The organism is Halomonas aquatica, from assembly GCF_040196335.1.
Taxonomy (GTDB): domain Bacteria; phylum Pseudomonadota; class Gammaproteobacteria; order Pseudomonadales; family Halomonadaceae; genus Halomonas; species Halomonas aquatica.
In genome coordinates this window covers 264866-279693 of record NZ_JBEGCJ010000004.1, presented here as the reverse complement: position 1 = coordinate 279693, position 14828 = coordinate 264866, and the positions used below count along the sequence as shown (strand labels likewise).

The 14828-nt window shown below is 67.4% G+C and carries 14 protein-coding genes and 1 other RNA gene; 7 read left to right on the top strand and 8 right to left on the bottom strand.

Annotated elements, in window-relative coordinates:
- Positions 1–11 precede the first annotated feature (11 nt).
- The 3 genes from ABE960_RS10280 to ABE960_RS10270 are packed head-to-tail and all read right to left on the bottom strand — an operon-like array spanning position 12 to position 1778.
- Entirely contained in the window at positions 12–737 is a 726-nt protein-coding gene (locus ABE960_RS10280) for a 16S rRNA (uracil(1498)-N(3))-methyltransferase (protein WP_349762168.1), read from the bottom strand.
- Between the two features lie 33 nt (positions 738–770).
- Positions 771–1295: a protein-export chaperone SecB gene (secB, locus tag ABE960_RS10275; RefSeq protein WP_349762167.1), complete on the bottom strand. Its 525-nt coding sequence runs from the start codon at positions 1293–1295 to the stop codon at positions 771–773.
- A gap of 60 nt (positions 1296–1355) precedes the next feature.
- Entirely contained in the window at positions 1356–1778 is a 423-nt protein-coding gene (locus ABE960_RS10270) for a rhodanese-like domain-containing protein (RefSeq protein WP_349762166.1), read from the bottom strand.
- 219 nt (positions 1779–1997) lie between these two features.
- Between ABE960_RS10270 and gpmI the strand changes: the two genes are divergently transcribed.
- From gpmI to ABE960_RS10255, 3 genes are all read left to right on the top strand, one after another.
- On the top strand, positions 1998–3566 hold the full coding sequence (gene gpmI / locus ABE960_RS10265) for a 2,3-bisphosphoglycerate-independent phosphoglycerate mutase (protein ID WP_349762165.1): 1569 nt from the start codon (positions 1998–2000) through the stop codon (positions 3564–3566).
- Positions 3567–3587: 21 nt separating this feature from the next.
- Positions 3588–4751, top strand: a complete 1164-nt coding sequence (locus tag ABE960_RS10260; protein ID WP_349762164.1) for a murein hydrolase activator EnvC family protein — start codon at positions 3588–3590, stop codon at positions 4749–4751.
- A gap of 72 nt (positions 4752–4823) precedes the next feature.
- A complete protein-coding gene (locus ABE960_RS10255) occupies positions 4824–6134 on the top strand; it encodes a S41 family peptidase (protein ID WP_349762163.1) in 1311 nt (436 codons plus the stop codon).
- On the opposite strand, the gene ABE960_RS10250 is transcribed toward ABE960_RS10255, so the two are convergent.
- The 4 genes from ABE960_RS10250 to ABE960_RS10235 form a co-directional block, all read right to left on the bottom strand.
- Positions 6112–7428 carry a UbiH/UbiF/VisC/COQ6 family ubiquinone biosynthesis hydroxylase gene (locus tag ABE960_RS10250; RefSeq protein ID WP_349762162.1) on the bottom strand — a complete coding sequence of 439 codons (1317 nt, stop codon included), beginning with the start codon at positions 7426–7428 and terminating at the stop codon, positions 6112–6114. The two genes, ABE960_RS10255 and ABE960_RS10250, sit on opposite strands and share 23 nt — an antisense overlap.
- A gap of 68 nt (positions 7429–7496) precedes the next feature.
- Positions 7497–8708 carry a 2-octaprenyl-6-methoxyphenyl hydroxylase gene (gene ubiH, locus ABE960_RS10245; RefSeq protein ID WP_349762161.1) on the bottom strand — a complete coding sequence of 404 codons (1212 nt, stop codon included), beginning with the start codon at positions 8706–8708 and terminating at the stop codon, positions 7497–7499.
- A 65-nt stretch (positions 8709–8773) separates the two neighbouring features.
- The gene (gene pepP, locus ABE960_RS10240) at positions 8774–10111 is read right to left on the bottom strand and encodes a Xaa-Pro aminopeptidase (protein WP_349762160.1); all 1338 of its coding nucleotides are present in this window, start codon (positions 10109–10111) and stop codon (positions 8774–8776) included.
- Between the two features lie 34 nt (positions 10112–10145).
- On the bottom strand, positions 10146–10724 hold the full coding sequence (locus ABE960_RS10235; RefSeq protein ID WP_349762159.1) for a UPF0149 family protein: 579 nt from the start codon (positions 10722–10724) through the stop codon (positions 10146–10148).
- A 163-nt stretch (positions 10725–10887) separates the two neighbouring features.
- On the opposite strand from ABE960_RS10235, the gene ABE960_RS10230 reads away from it, so the two are divergent.
- From ABE960_RS10230 to ABE960_RS10220, 3 genes are all read left to right on the top strand, one after another.
- Positions 10888–11187 (top strand): cell division protein ZapA, encoded by a 300-nt coding sequence (locus ABE960_RS10230; protein WP_349762158.1) that lies wholly within the window; start codon positions 10888–10890, stop codon positions 11185–11187.
- Between the two features lie 52 nt (positions 11188–11239).
- Positions 11240–11424: non-coding RNA, 6S RNA (ssrS, locus tag ABE960_RS10225), on the top strand.
- Positions 11425–11433: 9 nt separating this feature from the next.
- Complete coding sequence (locus ABE960_RS10220) at positions 11434–12066, top strand: 5-formyltetrahydrofolate cyclo-ligase (protein WP_349762157.1); 633 nt, start codon at positions 11434–11436, stop codon at positions 12064–12066.
- Positions 12067–12474: 408 nt separating this feature from the next.
- Here the strand turns inward: ABE960_RS10220 and ilvA are convergent, their stop codons facing one another.
- Complete coding sequence (gene ilvA / locus ABE960_RS10215) at positions 12475–13989, bottom strand: threonine ammonia-lyase, biosynthetic (protein ID WP_349762156.1); 1515 nt, start codon at positions 13987–13989, stop codon at positions 12475–12477.
- 152 nt (positions 13990–14141) lie between these two features.
- On the opposite strand from ilvA, the gene rpiA reads away from it, so the two are divergent.
- Complete coding sequence (rpiA, locus tag ABE960_RS10210; RefSeq protein WP_349762155.1) at positions 14142–14816, top strand: ribose-5-phosphate isomerase RpiA; 675 nt, start codon at positions 14142–14144, stop codon at positions 14814–14816.
- The last annotated feature ends 12 nt before the right edge of the window (positions 14817–14828 follow it).

Sequence of the window (14828 nt, the reverse complement as noted above, 5' to 3'; positions counted from 1 at the left end):
GGCACGGGGGCTCAGATATCCCCGAAACGGAACTGCAGCAACGACAGTGCCACTACCGGCGCGGTCTCGGTACGCAGGATACGCGGACCGAGAGAGAGGGGGGAAAAGCCGGCGGTGCGGGCGGCCTCGATCTCGGCCTCTGCGAGCCCGCCCTCCGGGCCGATCAGCAGGGCGGCGGTGGCAGGGGCCTCTGCCTGTGCCAGGGCCCCTGAGGTGCCGGGATGCAGCACCAGGCGAAGCGCCTCGTCGCGACCGGCGAGCCAGTCGGCCAGGCCGGTCGGGGCATGCACGGGCGGGAGGGTCGCGCGGCCGCACTGCTCGCAGGCACTGGCGGCCACGGCTTGCCAGTGAGCCAGCTTCTTCGCCTCGCGATCGCCCTTGAGTCGCACGTCGCCGTGCTCGGTGTAGAGCGGGGTGATGGCCGCGACCCCGAGCTCGACCGCCTTCTGGATGGCGTAGTCCATGCGATCCCTCTTGGAGATCGCCTGGCCGAGGTGAACCGACAGCGGCGCCTCGCCGCGCCCGCTCTCGACGGCCTCGACCCGCGCCAGCACCCGCTTGCGGGAAGCCTCGACGATCACCGCCCTGGCCTCCTGGCCCCGGCCATCGAACAGGCGCAGCTCGGCGCCCTCACCCAGGCGCAGCACTCGGGCCACATGGCGGGCGGGACCCTCGGGCAGAACGACATCGCCGCCAACCTTGAAGTCGGCGGCGACGTGGATGCGCGGGGCCTTCACGGGCGGCAATCGATCACGATGAGGCGCCCCGGCTTACTGGGTCGCCTGCTCGCCCGACGGCTGGCCCTGCTCGGCCTCGCGCTTCTTCTTCTGGGCGTAGATTGCCTCGAAGTTGACCGGTGCCAGCATCAGTGGCGGGAAACCGCCCCGGTTGACGAGGTTGTCGATGCACTCGCGGGCATAGGGGAACAGCACGTTGGGGCAGAAGGCCCCAAGCGTATGGTCGAGCTGCTGCCCCTCGATGCCGCTGATGCGGAACAGGCCCGCCTGCTCGACCTCGGCGAGGAAGGACGTGGTGCCCTCCTCGCTGTGGTTGACCTGGGCGGTGACCTTGATCACCACCTCAAAAAGACCTTCACCGACCTGCTGATGGGTGGTGTTCAGGTCCAGGCCTACCTTGGGCTTGAACGGCTGCTGGAAGATCGCCGGCGAGTTGGGCGCCTCGAAGGAGAGGTCCTTGACGTAGATGCGTTGCAGGGCGAACTGCAGCTGCGGCTTTTCCTGCTGGCCGGCCGCCTGGCCGTTGGCGCCGGCATTCTGGTTGTTCTCTTCCGCCATGGGAAAGGTCCTTAATATGCGATGAATAGGTGACGGTGATGCGTCGCTGATGCAAGACGCCTATTTCTTGACGACCGGCAGGCCATCCGCCTGCCACTGGGCCATGCCGCCCCTGAGCTTGAGCACCCGCTCGAAGCCGGCCTTGGTGAGCTTGGCCTGGGCGACGCCGGAGCTCTGGCCGTGCTTGCAGGCGACGATGATCGGCTTGGCCTTGAACTTCTCGAGTTCGCGTATGCGATCGTCGAGCTTGCTCTGGGGAATGTTGCGCGCCCCGGCGATATGACCCGCCTTGAAGTCACCGGCCTCGCGGAGGTCCAGCACCACGGCGTCCTCGCGATTGACCAGCTGGGTGGCCTCGCCTGAGTTCACGCCTCCGGTGCTGCTGTTGCGGACCTCATAGGCGATCCAGGCGGTCAATACCACCAGGAAGGCCCCCACCAGCAGGGGATGATTCTGCACGAATTCGAACAGCTGATCGATCATGGGTTCGGCTAACTCTTTATCGGGTGCACGGTAAACGGGGCCGGACAGTCGCGGCGGCGCTCAGTATACACGAAGCCACGGCGAGCCGCGGCCCGGGCGCCGGCCAAAATGACGGCCGGCGGTGCCGTGCGATATGATGCCGCAAGCAGATGCAAGTCGCGACCCCGTTGACGGCCCATGCGGCTGCCGGGGGGCGACCACGACAACGAGGCCCTCCCCATGACCGAACCCCGTACCCCGCGTCCGGTAGCCCTGATCATCCTCGACGGCTACGGCCACAACGAGGAGCCCAACGACAACGCCGTCCTCGCCGCCCACACCCCCGTGATGGACCGGCTATGGCAGGAACAGCCCCATACCCTGATCCATACCGATGGCCGCTACGTGGGCCTGCCGGATGGCCAGATGGGCAACTCCGAGGTCGGACACATGAACTTGGGGGCCGGTCGCATCGTCTACCAGGACTTCACGCGCATCACCAAGGCCGTCGAGGATGGCGAGCTGGACACCATCGACGCGCTGACCGCGCCGATCGATGCCGCCGTGGCCTCGGGCAAGGCCGTGCACCTGCTGGGTCTGCTCTCGCCGGGCGGCGTGCACAGCCACGAGGAGCACTTCCTGGCCATGGCCGAGATGGCTGCTCGTCGCGGGGCCCGGCGGATCCTGGTCCATGCCTTCCTCGACGGCCGCGATACGGCGCCGAAGAGTGCCATGGGATCGCTTGCGCGCACCAATGCGCGCCTCGCCGAGCTGGTGGGCCCAGACAACGGCTTCGTGGCCTCGATCATCGGTCGCTACTTCGCCATGGACCGCGACAACCGCTGGGACCGCGTCGAGAAGGCCTACCGCCTGATCACCGAGGGCGAGGGCGAGTTCACGGCGCATAGCGCCGAGCAGGGCCTCGAGCAGGCCTACGCGCGCGACGAGACCGACGAGTTCGTCACCGCCACCAGCATACGTCCCGACGGTGCCCAGGTGGCCATGGCCGATGGCGATGCGGGCATCTTCATGAACTTCCGTGCCGACCGAGCCCGGGAGCTGACCCGCGCCTTCGTCGAGGACGGCTTCAGCGGTTTCCAGCGTCATGCACGGCCGGCCCTTGCCACCGATGGCCTGGTGATGCTGACCCGGTACGCCGCCGACATCCCGGCCCCGTCCGCCTTCCCCCCGGCGGAACTCGTCAACACCCTGGGCGAGGTGATGGAGAAACGTGATCTCACCCAGCTGCGCATCGCCGAGACCGAGAAGTATGCCCACGTCACCTTCTTCTTCTCCGGCGGCCGCGAGGAGGAATACCGGGGCGAGCAACGGGTGCTGGTTCCCTCTCCCCAGGAGGTGAACACCTACGACGAGAAGCCCGAGATGAGCGCCGTGGAGGTCACCGACCGCCTGGTGGAGGCGATCGATTCCGGAAAATTCGACCTGATCGTCTGCAACTATGCCAACGGCGACATGGTCGGCCACACCGGCAAGTTCGACGCCGCCGTCAAGGCCATCGAGGCCGTGGACACCTGCGTCGGCCGGGTGGTGGAGGCGATCCAGCGCGCCGGGGGCGCCTGCCTGGTAACCGCGGATCATGGCAACGCCGAGCAGATGATCCATCCCGAGACCGGGGCGCCCCAGACCGCCCACACCACCTTCGAGGTGCCGCTGGTCTACGTCGGACCCTGCACGGCGCGCCTGCACGACGATGGCAGGCTCTGTGACATCGCGCCGACCCTGCTGACGATGATGAACCAGCCGATTCCCGAAGAGATGACCGGCCGGGTATTGATCGAGCTCGACTGAGCCAGGCACAGGAACCAGAGGATGGCGACGGGTCCCGCGACGCCGGTTGGGATGCTGCTGGGTGCATGCCTGGCCTTGGGCTTGTGCCTGGCATCGCCACTTGCCGCCGAGCCTTCCGAGCGGGAGGCCCAGGCGCGCCTTGATGCCCTCGGCGAGGAGATCCGAGCCGCCTCAGGACAGCTCTCCACCACTCGGGAAGCACGTGACGAGGCCAACGAGGCCCTGCGCGAGGTGGAGACCACACTGGCCGAGACCCATCGCCGTCTCGACACCCTCCAGGCCGAGCGCCGCGGCCTGAATGATGAGATCGCAGACCTCGAGGCGCGACGCGAGCAGCTTGCCGACGAGCGCCTCGAGCAGGTCGAGTCGCTGAGCGTCCAGCTCGACGCCTTCTACCGCCTTGGCCTGACCCCTCAGCTCAAGCTGCTGCTCAATCAGGACGACCCGGCCAGGCTCGACCGCCTGCAGCAGTACCTCAACCGCCTGGCACGCGCTCGGCACGAGCGCCTCGATGCGATCCAGGACCTAGATGAGGAACTCACGGCCACTCGCCTGGCACTGGAACAGCGCGGTGAACGCCTGGAGGCCGTGGTGGAGGAAGTTGCAAAGCGCAGCGCAGCGCTGGCCGAGCAGGTGGCGGAACGGGCCTCACTGGTGGCCAAGCTGGACGATCGCTTCACGACCGAGCAGGCCCGGCTTTCGACGCTGGCCCAGGATCGCGCCCATGCCGAGCGGACTCTGCGCGAGGTGCAGGAACGACTGGCGCGCCTCGATCGCCCGCCTCCCTCCACCGCCATCGTGCAGACTCGGGGCGAACTGCCCTGGCCGGTGCAGGGCAGCATCGCCTCCTCCTTCCACAACGGCGATGGCGTGCACCTCAATGGCCTGCTGATCCGCGCCGCCGAAGGTACCCCAGTCAAGGCCGTGCATCCGGGCAGGGTGGTCTTCGCCGACTGGATGCGCGGCTTCGGCAACCTGCTGATCGTCGATCACGGTGACCAGGTGATGACCCTGCATGCTCATCTGCAGCACTTCACCGCCGCAGTCGGTGCGGCGGTCTCCCGTGGCGACCCACTGGGCGCCGTGGGGGCCAGCGGCGGCCAGAGCCAGCCGGGACTCTACTTCGAGGTGCGCCGAGGCGGCGAGCCCATCGACCCACAGGGCTGGATCGCCAACCAGCCGTAAGGTCCGGCTATTCCAAAGATGCCGGGGCGCGAGCTATGCTGGGATGCCCTCAACGGAACCGCGAGAGTCTGCATGCCCCAACGTCCCGCCGCACTGTCCACCGTGATGCACCGCCTGGTGTCGGTGCTGCTGCCGGCCGCCCTGCTGGCCGTCGCTCCCCTTCCCGTCGTCGCCCAGGGCGCACCGGCGGATCAGGACGATGAGCTGCCGGTGGCCGAGATCCAGGCCTTCGCCGAGGTATTCGAGCGCATCAAACGCGCCTACGTTAAGGAGGTCGAGGACAAGGACCTGCTGCGCAATGCCATGCGCGGCATGCTCAGCGAGCTCGACCCCCACTCCTCTTATCTGGACAGCGAGGATTTCGAAAGCCTGCGCGAATCCACCCAGGGCGAGTTCGGGGGCGTGGGCATCGAGGTGGGCATCGAGGAGGGCCAGCTGACGGTGGTCACCCCCATCGATGACACCCCGGCATCGAGGGCTGGCCTGCTGACCCGCGACAGGATCCTGCGCATCGACGACACCCCCACCGACCGGCTCTCGCTGCAGGAGGCGGTCAACCTGATGCGCGGCGACCCGGGCACCGAGATCCGCCTGACCATCCTTCGCCAGGGCGAGAGTGCTCCGCTGGAGGTCAGCCTGACCCGTGAGGTCATCCGCACCCAAAGCGTGAAGAGCGAACTGCTGGAGCCCGGCTACGGCTACCTGCGGGTCAGCCAGTTCCAGACCCGCACCGGAGAACAGGTCGGCAATGCCCTGCGACGACTGGAGCGAGACGGTCCCCTCGATGGCCTGGTGCTAGATCTGCGCAACAACCCCGGCGGGGTGCTGCAGGCCGCGGTGGATGTGGCCGATGCCTTCCTCGACAGCGGTCTGATCGTCTACACAGAGGGGCGCCTGCCGGACAGCGCGATGCGCTTCTCCGCGGGCCGCGAGACCGCGGCCACCGAGGTTCCCCTGGTGATACTGATCAACGGCGGCAGTGCCTCGGCGGCGGAGATCGTCGCCGGCGCCCTGCAGGATCAGCGCCGCGGCGTGGTAATGGGCACCCAGAGCTTCGGCAAGGGCTCGGTGCAGCAGATCATGCCGCTGGGCAACGGCGAGGGGCTCAAGCTCACCACGGCGCTCTACTTCACGCCCGACGGCCGCTCGATCCAGGCCCAGGGAATCGAGCCGGACGTGGAGGTGATCCGCGGTCGCCTGCAGGTGGCCGAGGGCAGCGGCCTGAACGTCCGGGAATCGGACCTCGAGGGCCACCTGAGCGCCCCGGATGCGCAGCGCGCCCGCAGCAAGGTGAGCCAGCGGCTGCGCGAGGACTACCAGCTCGGCGAGGCCCTCAACCTGCTCAAGGCCCTCGAGGTGCTCAGCCAGCGTCGCGGCGGCTGAGCGGGCGACAGGAGGCGGGAAGGCGACCGCGATGTCCGGTCGCCTGCTGCATCAACAACCGCTTGAGCGGCCCAAGACGGTCCACCCCGGAGAGCCCCAGGTTGCGCGCCAGCATCAGGGCCGGATGGCGCGCCCCGAACAGCAGCCGGAAGCCGTCCATCAGCGCCAGCATGGCCGCGTTGTCGCCGCGGCGCCGACGGGCATAGCGCACAAGCACATGCTCGTCTCCCGGTGACAGACCCCGGCGCCGGCCCTCGACCACCTCCTCGGCCAGCACCGCGGCATCCATCAATCCCAGGTTCACCCCCTGGCCCGCTAGCGGGTGAATGCTGTGCGCCGCATCCCCCACCAACGCGAATCCCGGTCCAGCGTAGCGCTCGGCGTGACGCTGGGTGAGCGGCAATGCCAGGGCCTGGTCGACCACCGTCACCTCCCCCAGTCGATGCTCGATGGCCGCACCCAGCTCCCGACCGAGATCCTCCTCCAACACGGCCGTCAGGCGCTCGGCCTCGGCCGGCGTTGTGGACCACACGATGGAGCAGTGACGATCATTGCCCTCGACGTGCAGCGGCAGGAAGGCCAGTGGCCCCGTCGGCAGGAAGACCTGGCGCGCCACGCCGCCATGCCCGAGGCGCGTGCATACGGTAGTGACCACCGCCACCTGGCCCGTGTCGCGCGCGCTGACGGCGATGCCGGCCATCTCGCGCAGCGGAGACCGGGCACCGTCGGCGGCCACCACCAGGGGGGCCTGGAGCCAGTTGCCATCCTCAAGTACGACTGCTCGCTTCTCGCCATCCGTCTCGAGTCCGGCCACCCGGGCACCGAACTGCACCTTGACCGTCGGCAGCTCGGCCAGGCTCGCCTCCAGCGCTGCCAGGGTGACGTCGTTCTCGACGATATGCCCAAGCACCGGCACCCCGGCCTGGTCCGCCGAGAAGTTCACCTCGCCACTGCCCTCACCATCCCAGACCTGCATGTAGCGATAGGGGCTGACTCGACGGGCGGTAATCCCCTGCCAGGCGCCCAGCCCCTCCAGAAGTTGCCGGGACACCGGGGTAAGGGCGCTGACCCGCATCGAGGGACGCCCCCGACCCACGGCGTCTCGATCGAGCGGGGCCTCGCGGGCGTCCAGCAGGACCACCGACAGCCCCGCCCTACCCAGCAGGCAGGCCATGGTGATGCCCACCATGCCGCCACCGACGACGATCACCTCGAACGGCCCGGACGGGGGGCCCTGCTCCTCCCTGGTGAGCGCTTCGGTAGTGAGTCCTTCTGTCATGAGCTCTACGGCCATGAGTGCTGCTCCTCGTGACGGCGCCGGATGCGATGTCGGCGGTCGTGCTGTGGGTTCAGTTTCCCGCTCTATCGCTCAAGACCCATGGCCCGGCGCGCCAGGGTGCGGCGCAGCGGACCCACCAGGTTCAACCCCATGAGTCCCGCCGCCCGGGCGTGGGAGAGCAAGGGGTTGTCGAGGCCGAATAGCCGTATCAGGCCGTCGCTGAAGCGGATGACGTCATGACGGTCACTGTCGCGGCGTGCCTCGAAGTCCTGCAACACCGCCGGGCTCCCAAGCCACTCATCCCGCTCGCTGCCGGCCTCGATGGCCGCCACCAGGTCCATGACCCCGCGCAGCGCCAGGTTGAAACCCTGACCGGCCACCGGATGCAGCGAATGGGCCGCATTGCCGAGCACCGCCAGGCCCGGGCGCACGGTCTCCCGGGCAGTGATCAGCGAGAGCGGATAGGCATTGCGGCGACCGACTCGCCGGAAGTGCCCGGCGCGGTCGCCGAAGGCACGCTGCAGCTCGGCCAGGAAGTCGCCATCTGAAAGCGCGAGACGTCGCTCCTCCTGGCCACGTTCATGGGTCCAGACCAGTTCCATGGCCTGCCCCTGGAGGGGCAGCAGAGCGATGGGGCCCTCGGGAGTGAAGCGCTCGTAAGCGACGCCCCCGTGAGGACGGCTGACCTCCACGCTGGCGATCAACGCCACCTGGTCGTAGGGCCGCTCGCGGCTCTCGATCCCCAGACGCTCCTTGAGACCCGAGCGACCACCGTCGGCGAGCACCGTCAGGCCGGCCTGGAGCTCACCGCCGTCAGACAGCCGCAGCCGGTGTCCCTCGGCAAGAGGCTCGATCTCCTCCACCGTCGCCGGACAGTGCCATGCCAGGGGCAGCTCGCCCAGTCGGCCATGCAGTACCCGCCCCATCCATGCATTGGGAATCACATAGCCCAGTGCCTCGACCCCCAGCTCCGCGGCACGCATCCGGGTCGCCCCCAGGCGGCCTCTCTCGCTGACGTGGATGGTGCGGATCGGCGCCGCCATCTCGGCCATGGCGTGCCACACACCGAGGGTCTCGAAGTGGCGGGCCGAGCCACAGGCAATGGCGCTGGCCCGGGCATCGAAGCTGGGCTGCCAGGGCTCGGCCAGTTGCCGGTCCAGTGGCGCCGCCTCGATCACTGCCATGCTGAGTCCCATCTGCTCGATCCGCCGTGCCAGGGCACAGCCCAGGCTGGCCCCCACCAGGCCGCCGCCGATGATGGCAATATCCACCCGCTGCTCCCGTGTAGACGTCATGGCAATCATCCTGCTGTTTCGTAATGTACATTACATAAATACATCGAGACCCTCACTCATGCTGGTCACTCAGTGTCCATCAGGGCCTCGATGTCGGCTACCCGCTTGGGCACCGCCGAGGTCAACACCTCGTGTCCCTCGGGGGTGACGGCCACATCGTCCTCGATGCGGATGCCGACTCCCCGGAACGCCTCAGGCATATCGTCGGCGTCGGGCACGTAGAGCCCCGGCTCCACGGTGAGCACCATGCCGGGCAGCAGGGCACGGGGCTCGCCCTGGAGGCGGTAAGCCCCCACGTCGTGCACGTCAAGGCCCAGCCAGTGGGAGGTCGAGTGCAGGTAGAAGCGCTTGTAGTCGCCGTCGGCGATGCGCGCCTGGACATCACCCTCCAGCAGTCCCAGCTCGATGAGCCCGGCGGTGAGGTCATGCACCACACCCTCATGGATCGTCACCAGGGTGGCACCGGGGCGGACCGCCTCGACGGCACGCTCCTGGGCGGCCAGCACCACCTCGTAGAGGGCCTGCTGGGCCGGCGTGAAGCGACCGTTTACGGGGAAGGTGCGCGTGATGTCACCGGCATAGAGATCGAACTCGGCGCCAGCATCGATCAGCACCAGCTCTCCGTCACGGAGAGGAGCGTGATTCTCGATGTAGTGCAGCACACAGGCATTGCTGCCGCCACCGACGATGCTGGCGTAGGCCGGCCCGCTGCCGCCCTGCCAGCGGAACTCGTGCTCGAGCTCCGCCTGCAGCTGACGCTCTACCAGCCCCGGGCGGGAGGCACGCATGGCGCGCACATGGGCCCGGGCGGAGACCTCTCCGGCATGACGCATCAGTGCCAGCTCCGCCTCGCTCTTGACCATACGCTGTTCGTGGACCAGCCCGCTGACATCGGCGAAGACGGTCGGGGCTACCGCCCCACGGCGCGCGCGCCCGGAAAGCTCGCCGCGCACCTCCTCGGCGAGTTGCAGGGCCCCGGCATCGTCCAGGGGCAGGTAGAGTGCCTTGCGACCATCCAGCAGCCCGGCCAGCCGCGCGTCGCGCTCGGCATTCTCGAAGGCCTGGTCGATGCCGTGTTCGCGCACGGCGCCCTTGGCGCCCAGGCGAATGCCGGTCCAGGCCTCCAGCGCCGGGTCGCGATCCTGACAGAACAGTACGCTCTCGCCGTCCTCTCGGCCGGGCAGCAGCAGCAGCAGCGCATCCGGCTCGGGAAAGCCCGTCAGGTAGTGGAAGTCGCTGTCCTGGCGGAAGGGGAACTCGCTGTCACGTGAGCGGGTGACCAGCGAGGCTCCCGGCAGCAGCACGGCGCTGTCGGCGGACAGTCGCTCCATCAGCACCCGTCGGCGGGCTCGGTATTCGGCATGGGTGATCTGGGCGGGGCGAGGCAGGATCACGGGATGCATCACGGCTCCTGAAAGAGTGGGTGAGTCGGCCGGGTCAGTGGCGCGTCGGCTCATCGACCTGCTCGACCTGGGGCTTGCCGGGGTGCTGCTCGGTATACAGCAGCATGGCGGCCATGCGGGCATGCTCGGTGAGGGCGAAGAGGTCATTCTCGTTCTCGGGACTGTCCTCGAGGTCGGTCTCGATGGCGGTCAGGCCCTCGAGGTCCTCCAGGGCCTCGCGCAAGGCCGAAGACCAGGCACGACGCGGCTCGTCACCGGCATCGGCCACCACCTCGAGGAGGCCGAGGGTCCACTCCTGCAGGCCCCGAGCCCGCTCGGCGAGCGAGAAGAGCTCATCCGGGAGTAGCGGCTCGAAGTTGAGTTCAGCAGCAGACAGGGCATCGAGGGTCTGTCGCCGCCAGCCCAGCAGCCGTTCGGCGCTGGGCTCGTCGCGAGGCTGCTCGACTCCGAGACTCAGGCTGACCTCCTCCAGCCAGGCCTCGGGGCTGATGTCATGCAGGGCGAGGGAGGCACAGAGACGACCGTCGAGGAAGGCCGGCGACTGCATGCTACCGTGGAGCAGGAAGGTGTCGGCGATGGTCGAGAAGTCCTGGCGCTCGTTGATCAGTGACATGGCAAGATCCGTTGGTGGGGCCGCAGGGCGCGTTGACCGCCCGCAAACCGCTCTCTTATAGTGACTGACATTAATCTTCAGGCCTTGATGTTAACGCATCGGCCCCCCGTGACGCGCACCCGGTGTGCACTCACCCTGCCACTGGCCCTTGCCGGAGCCTGACATGACCGAGCCTAAACGGCCGACCACCGAGATCACCCTCCTGGAGCGCAGTTACTCCATTGCCTGCCCGCCGGAGGAGCAGGACAAGCTCGAGCGGGCCGCCCGATACCTCGACCGAGCCATGCAGGGCATCCACTCCCGGGGCAGGGTGATCGACCGAGAGAAGATCGCCATCATGGCCGCCCTCAATATTGCCCACGAGTTGCTCGAGGCCCTCGACGACCAGCGCGCCGGCGAGGAGAACCTCAACGACCTCGCCGCTCGGCTCGACAAGGCGCTGGACGCCGTCCCCACCCGCTAGCCGGCGCGCAATCATCCCTTTGGCCCCGCCCGCGGCTCTGTTAGGATGGAGGGGTTCCCTGGGGTGTTTGCCAGTCGTTATCGTCCCTCGAGCCTATGCGCATTACCCAGGGGGCCAAATGCTAGCCGAACCCGTGTGCATGTCCGTGCGTCGGAAAGCCTGACGGTTTGGCTGCGGCCACCCACCTTGAACCACTGGGTTCAAGGGCCAGAACGACAGCGGCACTCTGGGGAACCCCGATCCGACATGATACCCATGCAGGATATCGCCGCACCCGCCCCGACCGACGACGACCGTCGCCGGCTGAGACGTGAACTGCGTCGCTGCCGACGCGAGCTGCCCCCCCGGCAACGCCAGGAGGCCTCAGAGCGACTGTGCAGACGACTGCGCCGACTGCCCGAGCTCCAGCGAGCCCGTCGCGTGGCACTCTACCTGCCCAATGACGGCGAGATCGACCCAACCCCGCTGATAGACTGGTGCGAGAGCCGCGGCTGCCGCGTCCACCTGCCGATCCTGAAACCGCTCTCCTGCAACCAGTTATGGTTCGTGCACTACCATCCCGGCACGCCCATGGTGACCAACCGCTTCGGCATACCCGAACCCGAGACCCGTCACGGGGCACACCGTGCCCGGCGAACGCCAGCCTGGGCCCTGGACCTTATCCTGCTGCCCCTGGTGGGCTTCGACGATCAAGGACACCGCATGGGCATGGGCGGCGGCTTCTACGACCGCACCCTGGCCTTCACCCGCCGCCCGGGGCCACGTCCCCGGCTGGTCGGCCTGGCCCATGACTGTCAGCGGGTCGCGCGACTGCCTGCTGCCCCCTGGGATATTCCCCTGGATGCCATCGCAAGCGATGCCCGACTGATTCGACCCTGACCTGACCGCCCTTGGTCACAAAAATGACGACGGCCGATGCAGATGCATCGGCCGTCGTCAGGCGGCGTCGGTCAGATCGATGAGTCACCTCAATCCCGCGGCCTCAGGCTCCCGCCAGTGCCTGGGCATAGCCGGTCGCCACGACCCCGATACCGAAGACCAGCACCAGTGCCATGACCAGATCAGGCTTGCGCTTCATTGTGGACTCCGTTGGAGACAGGACCATGAAGGCCCGTTGTGGACGTTTGCCGTAGTGTCGCCTACGTGGTGGCGACAGTCGGGTAACTATAGGGCCTCGCGGCTGCCCATGACAACTGACCTGGGTCAAGAGTTACATCACGAAACACTTTGGCCAGAGGCTCCACGGTAAGTCAGCGCTTACTATGCATCAACGGGCCTCCCCAGACCTCAGGCCATGAAGAGCCGGTAGGCCGGGTTGTCGCTCTCCTTCCAGTAGCGATAGCCGATGGCGTCGAAGTATTCCTCCACATGGGTACGGTCGTCGTTGGGCACCTGCATGCCAACCAGCACCCGACCATAGGCCGCCCCGTGGTTGCGATAGTGGAACAGCGAGATGTTCCAGTCATGGGGAAGGTTAGTGAGGAAGTTCATCAACGCGCCGGGGCGCTCCGGGAACTCGAAGCGGTAGACCTCTTCGTCGAAATGCTCCTTGGGCCTACCTCCACCCAGGTGGCGAATATGCAGCTTGGCCAGCTCGTTGTCGGTGAGGTCCTCCACCGGGTAGCCGGCACCGCGCAACTTGTCGATCACCGCCTGGCGATCCTCGCCGCCGGGCTTTACCTGGACGCCGACGAAGATGTGGGCCTTCTCCGGGTCCGCATAGCGATAGTTGAACTCGGTGACCATGCGCTTGCCGATGGTGCGACAAAACTTCTTGAAGCTGCCGGGCCGCTCGGGGATCGTCACGGCGAGGATCGCCTCGCGTTGCTCGCCCAGTTCGGTGCGTTCGGCGATGTGTTGCAGGCGGTCGAAATTGGTATTGGCCCCGGAGTTGATGCACACCAGGGTCTCCCCCTCGGCACCGGTCTGCTGGATGTACTTCTTCAGACCGGCCAGCGACAGTGCCCCGGAGGTCTCGGAGACCGCCCGGGTATCCTCGAAGATGTCCTTGACCGCGGCACACATCTCGTCGGTGTTGACGGTGATAACGTCGTCGACTAGGTCGCGCAGGATCGAGAAGGGGATCTCGCCGATCTGCGCCACGGCCACGCCCTCGGCGAACACTCCGACCTGGTCCAGCACCACGCGCTCGCCCGCCGCCAGCGCCGCCTTGAGGCAGGCACTGTCCTCGGACTCCACGCCGATCACCTTGATCTCGGGCCGCAGGTACTTGACGTAGGCGGCCATGCCGGCGATCAGGCCACCCCCACCGACCGGCACGAAGATCGCATCGATGGGTCCACTGTGCTGACGCAGGATCTCCACGGCGATGGTACCTTGCCCGGCGATGACGTCGATGTCGTCGAAGGGCGGAATATAGGTGTAGCCGTGCTCCTTGATCAGTTCCTGGGCATGCGCCGCCGCCTCGGCGAAGGCATCGCCCTTGAGGACCACCTTGGCCCCTCGCGCCCGCACCGCGGCGACCTTGATCTCCGGGGTGATGCGCGGCATGACGATCACCGCCTTGACGCCCATCAGCTTCGCCGCCATGGCCAGGCCCTGGGCGTGATTGCCCGCCGAGGCAGCGATCACGCCATTGGCCTTCTGCTCATCGTCGAGCTGAGCCATCTTGTTGTAGGCACCACGGATCTTGAAGGAGTAGACCGGCTGCAGGTCCTCGCGCTTGATCAGGATCTGGTTGTTGAAACGTCGGGAAAGGAAGGGTGCCGGCGAGATGGGGGTTTCCCGGGCGGCCTCGTAGACCCGGGCCTGGAGAATCTTCTTGACGGTAGCTTCGAGCATCCTGATATCCCAGAAGTGACGCGAGGGGCACCTGAGCGGCGCCGCGAGGAACCCTTATTGGTAGCATTCCCGCGGCCGTGGCGTCCAGCATCCATCGGCGGCATGGCCTATAATGGCGCCGCATTCGCCACCCACCAGACAACGAGCACGACATGACCCAGGACGAACTCAAGGACGCCGTGGCCGCCGCCGCCATCGACGAGATCCGCCCGCATCTCGGTAATGACATCGTCATCGGCATCGGCACCGGCTCCACTGCGAACCGTTTCATCGACCGGCTGGCCGAGTTGCGCGGCGACTTCCGCGGCGCCGTGGCCAGCTCAGAGGCCACTGCCGAGCGCCTGCACCGCCACGGCATCGACCTCTTCGAGCTCAACGAGGTGGGAACGCTGCCCGTCTGTGTCGATGGCGCCGACGAGGTGAATGCGCATCTCCACATGATCAAGGGCGGTGGCGCGGCGCTGACCCGCGAGAAGATCGTGGCCGCCTGCGCCGAGCGCTTCATCTGCATCGCCGATGGCTCGAAGAGGGTCGCGACGCTGGGCGACTTCCCGCTGCCGGTCGAGGTGATCCCCATGGCGCGCTCCTACGTGGCCCGAGAGCTGGTCAAGCTCGGTGCCGACCCGGTCTATCGCCAGGGCGTGGTCACCGACAACGGCAACCAGATCCTGGATTGCTTCGAGTTCATGATCGAGGACCCGCTCACCATGGAGGCACGCCTCAATGCCATCGTCGGCGTGGTCACCAATGGTCTCTTCGCCGCCCGGGGCGCGGACCTGCTGCTGCTCGGCACTGACCAGGGCGTGGAGCGCCTGCTACCCGCCTGACGCCGAGCCGAA

Excerpts from the sequence above, each read along its gene's own strand:
- ABE960_RS10220 (WP_349762157.1), top strand. The coding sequence starts at position 11,434 with ATGATACCCATGCAGGATATCGCCGCACCCGCCCCGACCGACGACGAC.
- secB (WP_349762167.1), bottom strand. The coding sequence starts at position 1,295 with ATGGCGGAAGAGAACAACCAGAATGCCGGCGCCAACGGCCAGGCGGCC.
- ABE960_RS10250 (WP_349762162.1), bottom strand. The coding sequence starts at position 7,428 with ATGGCCGTAGAGCTCATGACAGAAGGACTCACTACCGAAGCGCTCACC.
- ubiH (WP_349762161.1), bottom strand. The coding sequence starts at position 8,708 with ATGACGTCTACACGGGAGCAGCGGGTGGATATTGCCATCATCGGCGGC.
- rpiA (WP_349762155.1), top strand. The coding sequence starts at position 14,142 with ATGACCCAGGACGAACTCAAGGACGCCGTGGCCGCCGCCGCCATCGAC.
- ABE960_RS10255 (WP_349762163.1), top strand. The coding sequence starts at position 4,824 with ATGCCCCAACGTCCCGCCGCACTGTCCACCGTGATGCACCGCCTGGTG.
- ABE960_RS10260 (WP_349762164.1), top strand. The coding sequence starts at position 3,588 with ATGGCGACGGGTCCCGCGACGCCGGTTGGGATGCTGCTGGGTGCATGC.
- ABE960_RS10230 (WP_349762158.1), top strand. The coding sequence starts at position 10,888 with ATGACCGAGCCTAAACGGCCGACCACCGAGATCACCCTCCTGGAGCGC.
- ABE960_RS10235 (WP_349762159.1), bottom strand. The coding sequence starts at position 10,724 with ATGTCACTGATCAACGAGCGCCAGGACTTCTCGACCATCGCCGACACC.
- ilvA (WP_349762156.1), bottom strand. The coding sequence starts at position 13,989 with ATGCTCGAAGCTACCGTCAAGAAGATTCTCCAGGCCCGGGTCTACGAG.
- pepP (WP_349762160.1), bottom strand. The coding sequence starts at position 10,111 with ATGCATCCCGTGATCCTGCCTCGCCCCGCCCAGATCACCCATGCCGAA.
- gpmI (WP_349762165.1), top strand. The coding sequence starts at position 1,998 with ATGACCGAACCCCGTACCCCGCGTCCGGTAGCCCTGATCATCCTCGAC.
- ABE960_RS10270 (WP_349762166.1), bottom strand. The coding sequence starts at position 1,778 with ATGATCGATCAGCTGTTCGAATTCGTGCAGAATCATCCCCTGCTGGTG.